This is a genomic window from Rathayibacter agropyri (assembly GCF_013249015.1).
In the GTDB taxonomy this organism is placed as follows: domain Bacteria; phylum Actinomycetota; class Actinomycetes; order Actinomycetales; family Microbacteriaceae; genus Rathayibacter; species Rathayibacter agropyri.
Map to the genome: position 1 here is coordinate 641446 of NZ_JABRPL010000002.1, position 14584 is coordinate 656029.

A 14584-nucleotide genomic window follows, 5' to 3' on the forward strand; every position below is an offset into this window, starting at 1 on the left:
CCCCGGTGGAGGGATCTCACCCTGTGCCTGATTGGTTGGAGGAGCGCCGACGGTGGAAGTGGTTCAGCACTGCCCACCCGATCAGCAGGACGACCGCCTGGGTGATCGCGATGATCACCGGCTTCCACGGATCAACTGCCCCGAGCACGGCCGAGACGCCGTTGCCGGCCATCGTCCCAACGAATGCGACCGCGAGGAAGCCCCACGGCGACCACGATGCGGCCGCGCGATTTCGCTGTTGAGTCATGTCTGCATACTCCCGTGAGTTGTGAATACCTGTCAGTCTTAACGGCGAAGTGCGTGAGATTCGACAAAATCTCCTGAGTTCAGATTCATCCGCACGTACGGGATCCAGCTCAGGGAACCGCGAACCGTCGAGGGTTTCCCTGGCGGCGGGGCGGGGCGTGCTGGCGGGATGCCGGCGCACGTCGTTGTGCGCGGCGCCGTACCTCCCGAGTGGGGGATAACCGGGGAGCGCACGACCGGATTTGCGGCGGTTGTCGCTCGTGCGAGCCGCCCCGTTTGAGGGGCCGGACTTTCTAGACCCCGTACACTCGGCGGGTCGACGGCTGTGAGCGACCGTCGCGAGCGGAGGAGATGGCCGTGGGGGTCGGGTTCCGACGGAGTGGGGAACTCCGAATATTGACGCGTCCGCGCCTGGAGCCGGCGGGCGATCCGCTGACCCGTGGCGACAACCGATGCCGCCTGTCGGGCACCCTGACGATGCCCAGCGGCCCAGGTCTCGTGCGCCCCTCGGCCCTCGCGCCGCCGTGGGAAGCGCCGCTGATCCGGCTGATCCGGGCTGGCGCACCCGCCGCTGACCTGCATGAGGCGACCGCCTCCTTTCCCGAGGGTTCGCGAGTGGCGGTCGCCGTCGAGCTGGTTCGCGACGCCCTCCGCTCCCCCGAGGACGACCGTGCGATGCGGCTCGCCTGCTGGCTCGTCCGCCTCCGCTACGACCCGAGCACCGATTCGTTCCTTCGCCGGTACGGGATAGTGCTCACCGTGCGGTTGCCCCTGAGCGGGGGGCTCGACGTCGAGGTACCCCTCGACGGCACAGCGCTACGGCTGGTCTTCGCCGAACTCGCCTCGACGCTGGACCCGGGCGGCGCGATCGCCGCGGTCGAGACGCTCGAGCCGTCAACACTCGCCGCGTCGACGCTGGCCGCGCTCTACTGTGCTCGGCGCCGCTGGCACGATGTTGCGCGGTTTTCGGCTCCGGTCGAGAACCTCGACGCTGCCTCCGCCGCCGTACTCATCCGCCGGGGGATCGCACTGCGGGAACTGGGACTGATCGACGGCGCGCTCGACGCGTTCGGCCGGGTGGTGCGCCCCGCCGTCACCAGCACGCGTCCGCTCGAACTGCGGGCGGAGGCGCTTCTGGAGCGGGCGAGCACCCATCTGGCCGAAGGACGGTGCGCGCCGGCCCGCCGCGACCTCGAGCGGGTGCTCTCGCGGTATCCGTGCAGCGCCGAGGCGCAGGAGCTACTGGAGGCGGCGAGCCGCTGAGGCGTTCTGGAGAGGAGGGGCGCGGAACGTCAGTCCCTCATCAACTCGAGTCACGGCCCCGCTCCGACGTCGCCTCAGTTCTTTGCCTGACTATGGCGCAGGATGCGCCACTGCTGTGCCGTGGTGGTCGAGTTGAAGGTACTCTCGCTGCCACTGAGAATCAGTCATGGCGAAGGGGGAGGTCGAGGACGTGGTCTCCACTTTTGGGGAAGTTTCCGCCGCTCCTGTGCTCGGTTCTCGCGTACTGAGAAGTGCGTTCTGGCTTTTCCTCCTGGCTGGGATCGCGAACATCGCCTTCCTCCTCGCCGCGCCGGCGCTCCGGCGTCTTCACTCCATCAACGAGTTCTCTCGGCCCTTCCTTCCGGAGTTCCTCGCCGCCGCCACACTCGCACTCATGGCCTACGGGGTCTTGGCCTTCGGGATTCGCGCGCGCACTGCGCTGGCTTTCCGGCGGACTGCCCTTCTCCTCGCCGGCGCGACCCAATTCGTCTTCGCGGTGTCGAGGCCGCAGCCGAACGCATACCCGATCGGGGATCTGGGACTGCTCTTCCTGGTCACATTCTTCGCGGCTCCGGCCATCGCGTGGGTCGCAGCCTTCTCCGTGATCGCCCTGCCCGCTCTTCCTGTGGGGGCACGCCTCGCACTCGTCTTCCTCGCACTGTTGCAAACCCTCGGCGTCGTTTCGACGTTCGCCGGATGGGGTCCGCTTCTCGGCGGGCACGACTATATCTCCGACAATCCACTCTGGTCCTCCGTGATGCAGCTCGGAGCCTCACTGTTCCTCGCGCGGCCCGCTTTCACCTCTCACCACTTCCGTCCGATCGAAAGAAGATAAAGACGACGCTGCTGTCGACTGCGGATGGGCCGTTCTCTTCTCCGATATCTACACGGTCTCGGCCGATGTGGGCGGAACTCTAGTGACCGGCTGACGGTGTGCTGTCGAGTGCGCGCTTCACGCGAGGAGAGGAGGGGCGGGCCAGGGCGGCGCCGCCCCTTCCTCTCACGAACTCGCGCTCAGCCCTCCGCCTGCGACGGCTTGCCCTCGGCGGGCAGGACCTCGTGCGGAGTCTCGCGCTCATCCTCGCCCTCGGCCTGCGACGGCTTGTCGGCCTGGTCGTCTGGGTCCTCGACGGGACTCGGGGTCTGGTCAGTCATCGCAGCCCCTCCGGCTCGTCGGATGTGGCGGACGGCTCGGGGTGCGCCTCGAACTCCATCCACGCCCGCTCCAGATCGGCCTGCGCCGCCTCCGGCTCGCTGGCGAAGTAGCCGTCGTAGATCGCCCGGCCGCCATGCTCCGGCAGATCATCACGGCCACCGTAGGTCTGCGCGAACACGCCAACCTCGTCGTCCCTCTTCTGCTGATCCCGCAACCACGCGGGGAAGGTCTGCGTCATAGATGACACCTCTCTTTCCTCATGCCAGCCAATCCCTCCACCCGCCTTGCGGCAACCCCTCCCCCGCCGCGAGATGCCAGCTGGGGGTACGCGACACGCCGAAGGGAGCGTACTCAAGAGGCATCTCGCGGAGGAGGACGGGTGGGGTGAGCGGGAGCGGGAGCGGGTACTCTCCTGGGCGGTGGGCAGAGGCGAAGGGCACGGTGGTTGAGGTGGCGGCAGAGTTCGCGGGTCCCGCGGGTCGAGGAGACGGCGGCGGGGCGGGTGAGCGCAGTGCCTGAGGTCGCGACCGTCGCCGGGCGGTTGCGCGGCCGGTGGGTGAGCACGCCAGACGGTGACGCGCTCGCTTTCCTGGGCGTGCCGTATGCGGGGGAGGCGCCGCGGTTCCACACGGCGCTCCCCGTCGAGTGCTGGGCTGGGGTGCGCGACGCGGGTGAGTCCGGGCCGAGCGCTCCGCAGACGGCCGGCGGTAGCGAGCAGGGTTGCCTCACCGTGAATGTGTGGGCTCCGGCTGGGGCGGAGGGACGTCCCGTCCTGGTCTGGGTCCACGGCGGGCTGCACGTCGCCGGATCCAACGCCGAACGGTTCTGTGACGGCGCGCGTCTCGCCGCTCGCACCGGCACCGTCATCGTCGCGGTGAACTACCGGCTCGGCGCCCTCGGCTTCCTCACCCTCGACCACGTCCTCGGCGATGACGTCCGCGACTCCGCAAACCTCGGGCTGCACGACGTGATCGCCGCCCTCGCCTGGGTGCGGGAGGAGATTGCGGCGTTCGGAGGCGACCCTGACCGGGTGACGGTCGCCGGGCAGTCGGCGGGTGCGACGGCGGTGGCGATGCTCCTGGCGGCGCCGGCGGCGGAGGGGCTGTTCGGGCGGGCGGTGCTGCAAAGTGCAAACCCCGAGCGGATCGGCTCACGCGAGAACGGCGAGGCGGTGACGAGCGAGCTGCTGGAGTTGCTGGACGCGGCGCCCGAACAACTCCTGGATCTGCCCTGGCAGCGCCTTATCGAGGCACAGCACAGGCTGCTCGCCCGCCGGTCCGCCGCGGGGCCGAACACGGAGGCCGTTTTCCGGCCGAACCTCGACGGGCGGCTGCTGATTCGCGACCCGGTCTCGGCGCTTGCGGCCGGAGCCTCTGGCACCGTCGATCTGATCGTGACGACGAATGTGAACGAAACGTCGGGCGCAGTGGATCTGACGGCGCCCGACAGCCCGGCGCTGCGGGCGATGCTGGAGCGGCACCTCGACGTGCTCCTGCCGGAGTGGGCCGGGTCGCGGGAGTCTGCGTACCGGGAGGCGCTGGCGGCGGAACTCGGCCGGGAGGCCACCGATGCGGAGGCGCTGGAGGCCTGCGTTACCGACGAGATTTACCGGCAGCCGAGCCAGCGGCTACTCGACGCGCGAGCCTCGGCTCCCGGGTCGACCCGCGCGGCGCTCTTCACGTGGCGGCTGGACGATTCCCGCGGCGCCACGCACTCGCTCGAACTACCGTTCCTCTTTCGCCACCTGGACGACTCCGCCGCCGCTCGCGCCACGCTGGGACCCGCTGCGCCGTGGAGTCTGAGCGACGAGATCGGCGCGCGCTGGGCGGCCTTCGCCGCAACCGGCGACCCCGGCGGCGACTGGCCCGAGTACGGCAGCGCCCGCGAGACCCTCGTGCTCGGGACCTCCGTGCACTGCGCCCTCGCGCCCCGCGAGCACCTGCGCCGCCTCGTCACGCGCGCTCGCACCTCCTGAGTTGCGCGCTGAGGTGCCCGAGAGTGCTGCGATTCGAGCGAATTCGCTGCATTTTCGGGCACCTCAGCGGGAGGGGAGGGAGAGGAGGGGTATCGGCGGGCATCTGCGGTGGCCCCGCGCGGGCAGTTAGGTTAGGGTAACCTTCGTTAGTCCTGAGAACCCTGTACCCCCACCCGACTGCCCTGTACCCCCACCCGACAGCCCTGTACCCCCACCCGACAGCCCTGTGAAGGATCGCCGTGCCCGCCACCCGCACTCCCCTCCGCCTGACCGCCGTCGCCTCGCTCGGCCTCGCCGCGATGCTGCTCACCGCCTGCTCGGCCGACGCCGGCGCCGACGGTACCTCCGAGAGCACCGCCGCCTCCGCGAGCGAGGGTTTCCCCGTGACCGTCGACCACGCCTTCGGCAGCACCACGGTCCAGTCGGCGGACCGTGTCGTCGCGACAAGCTGGACGAACCAGGACGTCGCGCTCGCGCTGGGCGTCACTCCCGTCGGCTTCACCCGCGCGTCCTACGGCGACGAGGACGGCGATGGTCTGCTGGCCTGGACCAAGGAGGCCCTCGATGCCGCTAGAGCCACGACTCCGAGCCTTTTCGACGAGACCGACGGCGTGCCCTTCGAGTCGATCTCGGACCTCGCCCCCGACGTGATCCTCTCGGCCTACTCCGGCATCACCCGGCAGGACTACGACACGCTCAGCCAGATCGCGCCCACCGTCGCGTACCCGGGCCTGCCCTGGGCCACCACCTGGCAGGACTCGGCGAAGCTCGACGGAGCCGCGCTCGGGCGCGAGAAGGAGGCCGTCGCCAAAGTCGGCGAGGTCGAGAGCACGATCACCCAGACCCTCGCCTCCCACCCGCAGCTCGCGGGCACGACCTTCATGTACGGCTGGTACAACCCGACCGACGCGAGCACCTTCACGTACTACACGCCGAACGACGCGCGGGTGAAGTTCGTCGAGGACCTCGGCCTCGACGTCGCTCCCAGCATCACCAAGCTCTCGGGCGACTCCGAGGCCTTCAGCGGCACCGTCAGCGCCGAGAACGCCGACCAGCTCGACGCCGCGGTGCTCATTGTGTACGGCGACGACACGACCCTCGCCGCCCTGCAGGCCGATCCGCTGCTCTCCAAGATCCCAGCCGTCGCGCGCGGCTCGGTCTACGTGCTGAAGGACGGCTCCTCCGCCGCGATGGCGACCTCGTCACCCAACCTGCTGAGCATCCCGTGGGTGCTCGACGAGTACACCGCGGGCCTCGCCGCGGCCGCCGACAAGGTGTCGTGAGCACCGGATCCGCCGCTTCCCTCGGGCGCCCCGGACGCGACAGTTCTCGCGGCCGGGGCGCTTCCGGGCGTGCCCGGCTCCGGATGCTCGCGCTGGCCGCGGCGCTCCTCGCCGTCGCGTCCGTGCTTTCCCTCGTGTATGGCTCCCGCGAGATCCCGCTCGCCGAGATATGGCCGGCGCTGACCGCCCCAGATTCCGCCTCGATTGTCGACGCGGCAGTGCAGGGCCGGGTGCCGCGGACGATCCTCGCCATTCTCGTCGGCGCCGCACTCGGGCTCGCGGGCGCGGTGATGCAGGGGCTGACCCGCAATCCGCTGGCCGACCCGGGCATCCTGGGCCTCAACTCCGGAGCCTCGCTCGCCGTGGTGCTCGGCATCGCGGGCGTCGGCGCGACGAGCCTGCCGCAGTTCATTTGGCTCGCATTCCTCGGCGCGGCAGCCGCGGGAGCCTTCGTCTATGCCGTGGCCTCGCTCGGGCGCGAGGGCGCGACTCCACTCACCCTCGCCCTCGCCGGAGCCGCCACCGCCGCGGCGCTCACCTCGCTCATCAGCGCCGTCCTCCTCACTCAGGAGACGACGCTCAATCGCTTCCGGTTCTGGCAGGTCGGCGGAGTGGGCGGGGCCGAGACGGCGAGCATCGTGCAGGTCCTGCCCTTCTTCGCGGTCGGCGCGGTACTCGCGTTCTCGAGCGCCCGCGGACTGGACGCCCTGGCCCTGGGCGATGACCTGGCGACGGGTCTCGGCCGTCGCGTCGGGCGCATCCGCCTGGTCGCGGGCGTCGCCGCGGTGCTGCTCTGTGGAGCCGCGACCGCGATCGCCGGGCCGATCGGCTTCATTGGGCTGGTGGTGCCGCACCTCGCTCGCCGCGTCACCGGGCCCGCGCACGCCTGGCTGCTCCCCTCCTCCGCTCTACTCGGCGCGCTGCTGCTGCTCGTCGCCGACGTGGTCGGGCGCGTCGTCGCCCGGCCGAGCGACGTGGAGGTCGGGATCGTCACGGCGCTGATCGGCGCGCCCGTCTTGATCGCAATCGTGCGGCGCTCGAAGGTGCGAGCGCTGTGAGCGCGGGAGTCGCAGTCGGAGTCGTCAGCGCAGGCACCGTGACGGGACGCCGTCGCCGCCAACGCCGCACGCTGATCGGCTGCGGTGTGCTCGCCGCCCTGGCGCTCGCACTCGTCGTCGTGTCGCTCACAGTCGGTAGCACGGTGTATTCGGTGCCGCAGGTCGTCCGCGTGATCCTCGGCGAGACGGTACCCGGCGCCTCGTTCACGGTCGGCACACTGCGGTTGCCGCGCACGATCACCGCCGTGCTGGTCGGCGCAGGATTCGGGATGGGCGGCGTGATCTTCCAGACGATGCTGCGCAACGCTCTCGCCAGCCCCGACATCATCGGCGTCACGTCGGGGGCGAGCGCAGCGGCCGTCGTCGCCATCGCCTTCTTCGGGCTCTCGGGAGGCGCGGTCTCGGCGATTGCCGTCGCCGCCGGGCTCGCTACCGCGCTGCTCATCGCGGCTCTCGCCGAGGGCTCTGGAGTGATGGGGGCACGGCTCATCCTGATCGGCATCGGCGTCGCGGCGATGTTCCAGAGCGTCATCGCCTACGTGCAGACGCGCGCCGAGGTTGAGGACGTGCAGGAGTCGCTGCGCTGGCTCACCGGCAGTCTCAATTCCACCGCGTGGCCGGCCGTGCCTCCGCTCGCGCTCGCGATGCTCGTGCTGGTGCCGCTCGCGCTGCTGCTCGCGGGCCGGCTGTCGGTGCTGCAACTGGGCGATGAGTCGGCGACGGCACTCGGACTCGACGTGCGCCGCAGCCGCCTGGCGTTGCTCGCGGTCGGCGTGGGGCTCGTCGCCGTCGCGACGGCCGCCACGGGTCCGATCGCTTTCGTAGCCTTCGTCTCCGGGCCGATCGCGCGGCGCCTGCTGCCGAGCGCGCGCACACTCCTCCTCCCCTCCGCCCTCGTCGGCGTGGTCGTCGTGCTTGCCGCCGACCTGCTCGCGCAGCACGTGGTGGGCGCGCTGTTCTCGGGCGCCCGCTTCCCGGTCGGAGTCGTCACCGGCGTGCTCGGCGCCCCATTCCTGCTCTGGCTCCTCGCCCGCCGCACCCGCACCGGAGGCTCCCTGTGACCGCACCGCACACCCTCAGCGCCGACGCGGTGACCCTCGCGTACGACGAGCGCGTGGTCATTGACGGGCTCTCGCTCACCGTGCCGACCAGCGCGATCAGCGTCATCGTCGGCGCGAACGCCTGCGGAAAGTCGACGCTCCTGCGGGCGATGGCCAGGCTCATCACTCCGCGTTCCGGCAGCGTGCTGCTCGATGGGCAGGCGATCCACCGGCTTCCCACGCGGCAGGTCGCGCAGCAAGTGGGGCTGTTGCCGCAGACGCCGATCGCGCCGGAGGGAATCGCCGTCTCGGACCTCGTCGCACGCGGGCGCTACCCGCACCGGGGGCTGTTCGGGCGCGGCTCGGGAGGCGATGACGACGCGATCGTCGAGGATGCCCTGCGCGACACGGGCACGCTCGAGCTCGCCGATCGTGCCGTGGATGAGCTTTCGGGTGGGCAGCGGCAGCGGGTGTGGATCGCGATGGCGCTGGCGCAGCGCACCGACGTGCTCCTGCTGGATGAGCCGACGACCTACCTCGATGTGTCGCACCAGGTAGAAGTGCTGGATCTGCTCACCGACCTGAACCGCTCGCGAGGCACCACGATCGTGATCGTCCTGCACGACCTGAACCTGGCGGCTCGCTACGCCGACCACCTATTCGCCGTCCGCTCGGGCGCGCTGTACGCCTCCGGGACCCCTGCCGAGGTAGTCACCGCGGACACCGTGCGCGCCGTGTTCGGGATGGAGTCGCGCGTGATCGAGGACCCGGTGTCTCGGACACCGCTGGTGCTGCCGATCGGCCGGCACCACTCGGGGTGACCCCCGCCGCCGGGGTTCCCTCAGCCGAAGGCGCGCTACCGCGGCGGGCCGAGGGAGCCGCCCGAGCGCCACGGGCCGGCGAGACGCTCCTGGAGGAGCGGCGCGGCCGGGTCGGCGAGGCGCGCGAGCAGTGCCTCCACCCCGCGGCGGCCCAGCTCGCGGCCCGGCGCCACCAGCAGCTCCAGAGTCGGGTCGGCCAGGTCGGCGACATCCGGGTCGGAGGCGAGGAGCACGATCGAGAGGTCGTCGGGGACGCGCAGCCCACGGTGCCGCAGCTCGTGCGCGAAGCCGACGGCGGCGCCTCCGTTGATGATGACGACCGCCGTGACGGAGTCGGTCTCGAGCGAACGGGCCAGCCCGCGGCCACCGGCGGGTGACTCCTCGCAGCGCAGCAGCACGCCCGAGACACCGCGAACCGCGCACACGCGCTCGAACGTCTCCTGCGTGCGCGCGTACGGCCCGAAGTCGGCCGCTCCCTCCCTCTCGGGGCCGAGCACCAGCGCCACCCGCTCATGCCCCAACCCGGCAAGGCGTCCGAGCGCCTCCTCGACCATCCCCTCGAAGTCAATGTCGACCCAGTCGAGCGCCGACGGATCGCGGGTGCGTCCGATCAGGGCGAAGGGAGTTCCGGAGTCACGCAGGACCGGCACACGCTCGTCCTCGCTGGTCACCTGCATCAGCACGACGCCGTCGATCAGCCCATCGGCGCGCAGGTCGGCAAGCCGCTCGGATCCGCCGACCGTCGGCCACAGGACGATCGAGTGACCCTGCTCCGCGGCAGCCTCCGCGGCCCCGAGGAGGAAAGAGGTCGCGGTGTTCAGCGGCCGGCTCGACACGAGCGGATAGACGACCGCGATGATCCCGGAGCGGCGACGCGCAAGGGCGCGGGCCAGGGCGTGCGGGCGGAAGCCGAGCTCGCGCATGGCCGCCTGCACCCGCTCGCGGGTCTCGGGCGAGACGGGCTTGGAGTCGTTCACGACGAACGAGACCGTGGCGATCGACACGCCCGCGAGGCGCGCGACGTCCCTCATCGTGGCCACGCGGCCTCCTCCGGATCGGGTGCCAGCCCGCGGTTGACGCGGGGCGGACGTCTCCCGCATCCTAGGAGACGCGAATGGTAAAGCGGTTAACCACGCTTCGATCTCTCCACTGCCGCCCCCCTCTCCACCGCCGAAGAAGGACTCCCCGTGACCACACCCTCCTCCCCCGTCCGCGTCCTCGTCTGGGGCGAGAACCGCCACGAGCAGATCGAGGAGAAGGTCCGCGTGATCTACCCCGACGGCATGCACGCGACCATCGCCGAGGGCATCCGCGCAAACCTCGGCGAGAACGCCAGAGTTTTGACCACCACGCTCGACGAGCCCGAGCACGGACTCACCGAGGAGGTCCTCGACGCCACCGACGTGCTCGTCTGGTGGGGCCACATGGCGCACGGCGACGTCGCCGACGAGATCGTCGAGCGCGTCCAGCGCCACGTCCTCTCGGGCATGGGCCTCGTGGTGCTGCACTCCGGCCACTGGTCGAAGATTTTCGGCAAGCTGATGGGCACCACCTGCACGCTGCGCTGGCGCTCGGAGCAGGACCGCGAGCTGGTCTGGACCGTCGATCCGACGCATCCGATCGCGCAGGGCGTGCCGCACCCATTCGTCATCCCGCAGCAGGAGATGTACGGCGAATTCTTCGATGTGCCAGCCCCCGACGAGCTGGTCTTCCTCTCGACCTTCTCGGGCGGCGAGGTATTCCGCTCCGGGATGACGTGGAAGCGCGGCCACGGACGCATCTTCTTCTTCTCGCCCGGCGACCAGGACTACCCCGTCTACCACCAGGAGGAGGTGCGCCGCGTGATCGCGAACGGTGTCGAGTGGGCCAGGTCCTCGCGTCCCGAGCGCCGCCTACCGGTGCTCCAGCGCTACCGCACCGAGGACTTCCACAACGGCGAGGACTACGAGGGGACGCTGGTCCGATGACGCTGCGCATCGTCCAGGTCGGGGCCGGCGCGATGGGGCGCGCGTGGATCCGCACCCTCCGTGACTCCCCCGATGTCGAGCTGGTCGGGCTCGTCGATCTCGACGTCGATCTCGCTGCGCGCGCCGCGGAGGAGGAGGGGGTCGCGCCGGTCGCGGTCGGCACCTCCGTCGCCGAGGTCGCCGCTCGCTCCGGAGCCGAGGCCGTGGTCAACGTGACCGTGCCGCGCGCGCACCTGCCGGTGAGCACGGAGGCGCTGTTCGCCGGGCTGCCCGTGCTCTCGGAGAAGCCGATCGCGCCGACCATCGCCGAGGCGCTCGTGCTCGCGGCGACGGCCGAAGCATCCGGCCAGCTGCTGATGACCAGCCAGTCGCGGCGCTACTACGCGGCGATCGCCGCCTTCCGCGAGCAGATCGCCGGACTCGGACAGCTGGGGACCGCGTCCGTGCATTTCGCGAAGGCGCCGCGCTTCGGCGGCTTCCGGGACGAGATGGACCACGTGCTGCTGGTCGACATGGCGATCCACGCCTTCGACGCGGCGCGGTACCTGCTCGACAGCGACCCCGTCGCGGTCTACTGCGAGGAGTACAACCCAGGCTGGAGCTGGTACGCCGACGGAGCCGCGGCGACCGCGGTGTTCGAGTTCGCCGGCGGGGTGCGCTTCAGCTACACGGGCAGTTGGTGCGCCGACGGACTCGAGACGTCGTGGAACGGCGACTGGCACGTGAACGGCGCAGGCGGCACCGCGCACTGGGACGGGGACGCGGCCCCGGAGTGGCAGTCGCGCGAGTCGGAGTCGGTGCAGGTCGCGTCGCTCGAGCCGACGCCGGAGGAGATCGCCGGTTCGCTCGCCGAGTTCGTGCGGGTGCTGGGCACGGGGGCGGTGCCCTCGGGCGAGGTGCACTCGAACGTGCGGAGCCTCGCGATGGTGGAGGCGGCGGTCCGCTCCTCCGAGACGGGCGCGCGGGTTCAGCTGGACGACGTGCTAGAGGACGGCTACGCCGAGGCGCTGGGCCTGGCGCGCGACGGCCGCGTGCAGGCGGCGCTCGCCTCCTGGGGCTCGGCCGCGGCGGGGCTCGTGCGCTGACGGGTCCCGACCCGGGGAACCCCGTCCAGGGAGCCCGTTGGTGATGGCTCCCTCGACGGGGTTCCCTGAGTCGAGGGGCGGGCCTGGCCCTGGAGTCTCAGCCGCTGGATCCGGCGGTCGTCCCGGAGGCCGCGATGCCGATCGGCTCGGCCAGGTGCTGGGGGACCTGCTCGAGAACGGCGCCCGCTTCGCCCGCTCCCGGATCGACGTGTCCGTCGAGGCCAGGGCCGGCTCCGTCTCGATCACTATGGACGACGACGGCCCGGGCCTCGCCGAGGGCGACCGCGAACGCGTGCTCGACCGGCTGGTCCGCCTCGCGCGGCCGTTCTTCCTTCTGCCTAGCTCGAGTAATCGCGTCATTCAACTTGACCGCGTCATTCAACCAATCCGGCTCCAGCCCGTGCGCCGCACTCATGTCGGCCGCGATCCGGCGCATAGCGCCCGTGGGCTGGACGAGGGCATCGACGTCACGGGAAACTCGCTGAGCGACAAAGCCGGGAGTGTCTCACGTCTCATTCACCGTCAACGTCTCCCGGGTGCGTCTCTGCGAGTAGAGCTACGCGGCAGCGGGCCGCGAGGCGAGGACGGTCGTCTCGGCCACCTCGATGTCGACCGTCACACACGGCTCATCTTCGCTCCCCGGCGCAGGGAGGAGTCGCGCGGTCCCGAAGATGCTCACCAGATCCCCGACCCGCACGGTCGCGAGTGTCGTCATCACCACGCTGCCGCCGCACATCGCGTAAACGACGGCATCCGCGACGTCGGGCTGCTCGATCAGGCAGGAGAACACCACACGGCCGGCATCCGTGCTCACATCCAACGGCTCGGGAGCTCCGACCACCCGACCGGTCATCATCGTCAGCAGCATGGGCACTCCTTGGGGTCGTGGCATGTTTTGGGAGACCTCCCGTCTCCCCAATGCCTGCCGTTCTTCATAGCCCCGACACTGGGGGACATGGGCGAACGTGCTGACCCTTTTGGCTTTCCAGACGAGTTCGATCGCGCTATGGACGTGCTGAATACGAAGGTCCGCGTCGCCATCCTGCTCGAGCTCCGCAAGCACGGTCCGTCAACGCCGATCCGGCTCGCCGAGCAGCTCCGCCTGAATCGCGCGCTCGTTCGCCGGAATCTCCTCGCGCTCGAGCAACTGGGGATCGTCGACGTCCACCCGCCGCGCTCGGAGACCGACGTCCGCAAGCGCTACTTCTCCATCAACGACGCAGCCCTCGCGGCCGTCCTCGACACCGTGCAAACGCTTGCCGCCGATTCGGAAGACCGGGAGCCGTAGCGGCGAGCGACCGAGCGACCGACGCCTAGCAGCGTCACCTTGTGGCGCTGTACTGGGCCGGCGGCCAGCGGGGGCTCGATCGCCACTCGGAGGAGACTTCCGTGACGTTGGCGCTCCCCTCGCTCAGACGCGTGAGCTCGACTGAAGCCGTGTCACCGCGGCGGAGGGCACGCCCTTCGGGCCGTCAAGCGCCGTGGCGTTCGACGTACTCACCCATCGCTCGGCGAGCTTAAGCACTGAACTCGATGCCCTCGGCCGCGGCGAGCCCGTCGCTGCCCACTGCACCGCGGGCTCCGCGGGGTCACCGTATCCCGACCACCGATGGAACCCAGTTGGAGGGACAACCTTTGTCATATTTCCAGTTCCGTCGTAGGTTCGAAAGGACACGATCAGTGCTTCGCTCCGCGAAGCCGTCACCCTGGGGGTATGGATGAGGATGTCCAAAATTGCAGCTTGTTTCGGGGGGCTTCTTTTGTGCGTTGGCGCAATTGCGCCAACTTCCGCAGCAGCTTCGGCGGAAGAGCAATGGGATGAGATGAGAGCGGGGTATGCATCTCTCGGCACCCCCGAAGGAACGGTCGACGCCCTGGTAGAGAAGCTGAACAGCGGGCAGCCCGTAGACGCTTTCCTCGGCGGCGCACCGGTCTCGACTTACACATTCACGCAGATCGGAGATGGGCCGCTTGCATCAGACGGGGAAGAAGTAACTGTTTCGACATTCCCAGATGGTTCGGCGAATACAGTAGCGGAGATGCCGCCACTGTCCTCGATCTTCCCGCTGGCGAGATAACTCCGATGGCGGAAGCGGCGGATGTCGGGTCCAGACCGGATCTGGTTACTCCAACTTCAACTCCTGCTCCATCACCGCCTCCTGGAGCGGAGGAGTCGTCCAGCTCGGCTTCGTAGCAAGCTACTCACTTATTTAAGGCGGTTACGACCAGATCATCGGAACAGGCATGACCTGGCAGAGATGCGGGGGCGTCCAGTGCACCAGCCCCACTTTCACTGTGAAAAAATTATCTGAGGGCACTAGCGGTCCGGCGGTACTCCGCGGCCAAAGCGACGTTTCCGCGCCATGGGGTAGCTGGAACGCTTGGGTTGCGCTGAACGTCGGCAGAGACCACGGATACGCGACTTCATCTTAGGAGGAAAAAAGCCGGACGTTACTGACGAGATAGAACCAGGCGCAGGACTCCTCATCGCTAGCGCAGGCTGGTATGCAGCCTACACCGCTTTGACGACAATAGCGATTGTACTTATAATCCGATCCCGAAGTGCTCGATCGGAAAAGTTGCTGTGGCTCGCCCTAGTCATTCTTGTGCCTTAGAGCGTTATTCATAAGGTCTGATTCGGGTGTGTCGCTCAGAGGCATCGGCTTCCCGTTTGAGAGAATAGAAGTTCC

The 14584-nt window shown here is 69.6% G+C and carries 16 protein-coding genes and 1 pseudogene; 12 read left to right on the forward strand and 5 right to left on the reverse strand.

Features of this window, described 5'->3' with window-relative positions; translation table 11 throughout:
* Window positions 1-16 precede the first annotated feature (16 nt).
* Window positions 17-247: a hypothetical protein gene (locus tag HRF29_RS08635; RefSeq protein ID WP_173247577.1), complete on the reverse strand. Its 231-nt coding sequence runs from the start codon at window positions 245-247 to the stop codon at window positions 17-19.
* 476 nt (window positions 248-723) lie between these two features.
* On the opposite strand from HRF29_RS08635, the gene HRF29_RS08640 reads away from it, so the two are divergent.
* Both HRF29_RS08640 and HRF29_RS08645 read left to right on the forward strand, forming a co-directional pair.
* Window positions 724-1509 (forward strand): tetratricopeptide repeat protein, encoded by a 786-nt coding sequence (locus tag HRF29_RS08640; protein ID WP_173247580.1) that lies wholly within the window; start codon window positions 724-726, stop codon window positions 1507-1509.
* 166 nt (window positions 1510-1675) lie between these two features.
* Window positions 1676-2344: a hypothetical protein gene (locus HRF29_RS08645; RefSeq protein WP_173247584.1), complete on the forward strand. Its 669-nt coding sequence runs from the start codon at window positions 1676-1678 to the stop codon at window positions 2342-2344.
* Window positions 2345-2523: 179 nt separating this feature from the next.
* On the opposite strand, the gene HRF29_RS08650 is transcribed toward HRF29_RS08645, so the two are convergent.
* Together HRF29_RS08650 and HRF29_RS08655 are read right to left on the reverse strand one after the other, a co-directional pair.
* On the reverse strand, window positions 2524-2664 hold the full coding sequence (locus HRF29_RS08650; RefSeq protein ID WP_173247587.1) for a hypothetical protein: 141 nt from the start codon (window positions 2662-2664) through the stop codon (window positions 2524-2526).
* Window positions 2661-2903: a hypothetical protein gene (locus HRF29_RS08655; RefSeq protein ID WP_173247590.1), complete on the reverse strand. Its 243-nt coding sequence runs from the start codon at window positions 2901-2903 to the stop codon at window positions 2661-2663. Before HRF29_RS08655 ends, HRF29_RS08650 begins: the two co-directional genes overlap by 4 nt.
* A gap of 264 nt (window positions 2904-3167) precedes the next feature.
* Between HRF29_RS08655 and HRF29_RS08660 the strand changes: the two genes are divergently transcribed.
* From HRF29_RS08660 to HRF29_RS08680, 5 genes are all read left to right on the forward strand, one after another.
* Complete coding sequence (locus tag HRF29_RS08660) at window positions 3168-4640, forward strand: carboxylesterase family protein (RefSeq protein ID WP_173247593.1); 1473 nt, start codon at window positions 3168-3170, stop codon at window positions 4638-4640.
* Between the two features lie 239 nt (window positions 4641-4879).
* Window positions 4880-5923 (forward strand): iron-siderophore ABC transporter substrate-binding protein, encoded by a 1044-nt coding sequence (locus HRF29_RS08665; RefSeq protein ID WP_343043698.1) that lies wholly within the window; start codon window positions 4880-4882, stop codon window positions 5921-5923.
* Window positions 5924-6006: 83 nt separating this feature from the next.
* Window positions 6007-6981, forward strand: a complete 975-nt coding sequence (locus tag HRF29_RS08670) for a FecCD family ABC transporter permease (protein ID WP_173247802.1) — start codon at window positions 6007-6009, stop codon at window positions 6979-6981.
* Window positions 6978-8042: an iron chelate uptake ABC transporter family permease subunit gene (locus HRF29_RS08675; RefSeq protein ID WP_173247596.1), complete on the forward strand. Its 1065-nt coding sequence runs from the start codon at window positions 6978-6980 to the stop codon at window positions 8040-8042. The genes HRF29_RS08670 and HRF29_RS08675 overlap by 4 nt, the downstream gene beginning before the upstream one ends.
* Window positions 8039-8842: an ATP-binding cassette domain-containing protein gene (locus HRF29_RS08680; protein ID WP_173247600.1), complete on the forward strand. Its 804-nt coding sequence runs from the start codon at window positions 8039-8041 to the stop codon at window positions 8840-8842. The genes HRF29_RS08675 and HRF29_RS08680 overlap by 4 nt, the downstream gene beginning before the upstream one ends.
* Window positions 8843-8877: 35 nt before the next feature.
* Here the strand turns inward: HRF29_RS08680 and HRF29_RS08685 are convergent, their stop codons facing one another.
* Window positions 8878-9873 (reverse strand): LacI family DNA-binding transcriptional regulator, encoded by a 996-nt coding sequence (locus HRF29_RS08685; RefSeq protein ID WP_246226908.1) that lies wholly within the window; start codon window positions 9871-9873, stop codon window positions 8878-8880.
* 156 nt (window positions 9874-10029) lie between these two features.
* On the opposite strand from HRF29_RS08685, the gene HRF29_RS08690 reads away from it, so the two are divergent.
* The 3 genes and pseudogenes from HRF29_RS08690 to HRF29_RS15335 all read left to right on the forward strand — a co-directional run.
* The gene (locus HRF29_RS08690) at window positions 10030-10809 is read left to right on the forward strand and encodes a ThuA domain-containing protein (protein WP_173247607.1); all 780 of its coding nucleotides are present in this window, start codon (window positions 10030-10032) and stop codon (window positions 10807-10809) included.
* The gene (locus HRF29_RS08695) at window positions 10806-11894 is read left to right on the forward strand and encodes a Gfo/Idh/MocA family protein (protein WP_173247610.1); all 1089 of its coding nucleotides are present in this window, start codon (window positions 10806-10808) and stop codon (window positions 11892-11894) included. The genes HRF29_RS08690 and HRF29_RS08695 overlap by 4 nt, the downstream gene beginning before the upstream one ends.
* A gap of 43 nt (window positions 11895-11937) precedes the next feature.
* Window positions 11938-12147 (forward strand): annotated as a pseudogene (locus HRF29_RS15335) (hypothetical protein); the annotation flags it as partial.
* 303 nt (window positions 12148-12450) lie between these two features.
* On the opposite strand, the gene HRF29_RS08705 reads toward HRF29_RS15335, so the two are convergent.
* Window positions 12451-12762, reverse strand: coding sequence for a hypothetical protein (locus HRF29_RS08705; RefSeq protein WP_173247616.1), 312 nt, complete (start codon window positions 12760-12762; stop codon window positions 12451-12453).
* 87 nt (window positions 12763-12849) lie between these two features.
* Between HRF29_RS08705 and HRF29_RS08710 the strand changes: the two genes are divergently transcribed.
* Entirely contained in the window at window positions 12850-13182 is a 333-nt protein-coding gene (locus HRF29_RS08710; protein ID WP_173247619.1) for an ArsR/SmtB family transcription factor, read from the forward strand.
* 1234 nt (window positions 13183-14416) lie between these two features.
* The gene (locus tag HRF29_RS15570; protein ID WP_484573224.1) at window positions 14417-14509 is read left to right on the forward strand and encodes a PLDc N-terminal domain-containing protein; all 93 of its coding nucleotides are present in this window, start codon (window positions 14417-14419) and stop codon (window positions 14507-14509) included.
* Window positions 14510-14584 lie beyond the last annotated feature (75 nt).

Excerpts from the sequence above, each read along its gene's own strand:
- HRF29_RS08635 (WP_173247577.1), bottom strand. The coding sequence starts at position 247 with ATGACTCAACAGCGAAATCGCGCGGCCGCATCGTGGTCGCCGTGGGGC.
- HRF29_RS08640 (WP_173247580.1), top strand. The coding sequence starts at position 724 with ATGCCCAGCGGCCCAGGTCTCGTGCGCCCCTCGGCCCTCGCGCCGCCG.
- HRF29_RS08645 (WP_173247584.1), top strand. The coding sequence starts at position 1,676 with ATGGCGAAGGGGGAGGTCGAGGACGTGGTCTCCACTTTTGGGGAAGTT.
- HRF29_RS08650 (WP_173247587.1), bottom strand. The coding sequence starts at position 2,664 with ATGACTGACCAGACCCCGAGTCCCGTCGAGGACCCAGACGACCAGGCC.
- HRF29_RS08655 (WP_173247590.1), bottom strand. The coding sequence starts at position 2,903 with ATGACGCAGACCTTCCCCGCGTGGTTGCGGGATCAGCAGAAGAGGGAC.
- HRF29_RS08670 (WP_173247802.1), top strand. The coding sequence starts at position 6,007 with ATGCTCGCGCTGGCCGCGGCGCTCCTCGCCGTCGCGTCCGTGCTTTCC.
- HRF29_RS08685 (WP_246226908.1), bottom strand. The coding sequence starts at position 9,873 with ATGAGGGACGTCGCGCGCCTCGCGGGCGTGTCGATCGCCACGGTCTCG.
- HRF29_RS08695 (WP_173247610.1), top strand. The coding sequence starts at position 10,806 with ATGACGCTGCGCATCGTCCAGGTCGGGGCCGGCGCGATGGGGCGCGCG.
- HRF29_RS08705 (WP_173247616.1), bottom strand. The coding sequence starts at position 12,762 with ATGCTGCTGACGATGATGACCGGTCGGGTGGTCGGAGCTCCCGAGCCG.
- HRF29_RS08710 (WP_173247619.1), top strand. The coding sequence starts at position 12,850 with ATGGGCGAACGTGCTGACCCTTTTGGCTTTCCAGACGAGTTCGATCGC.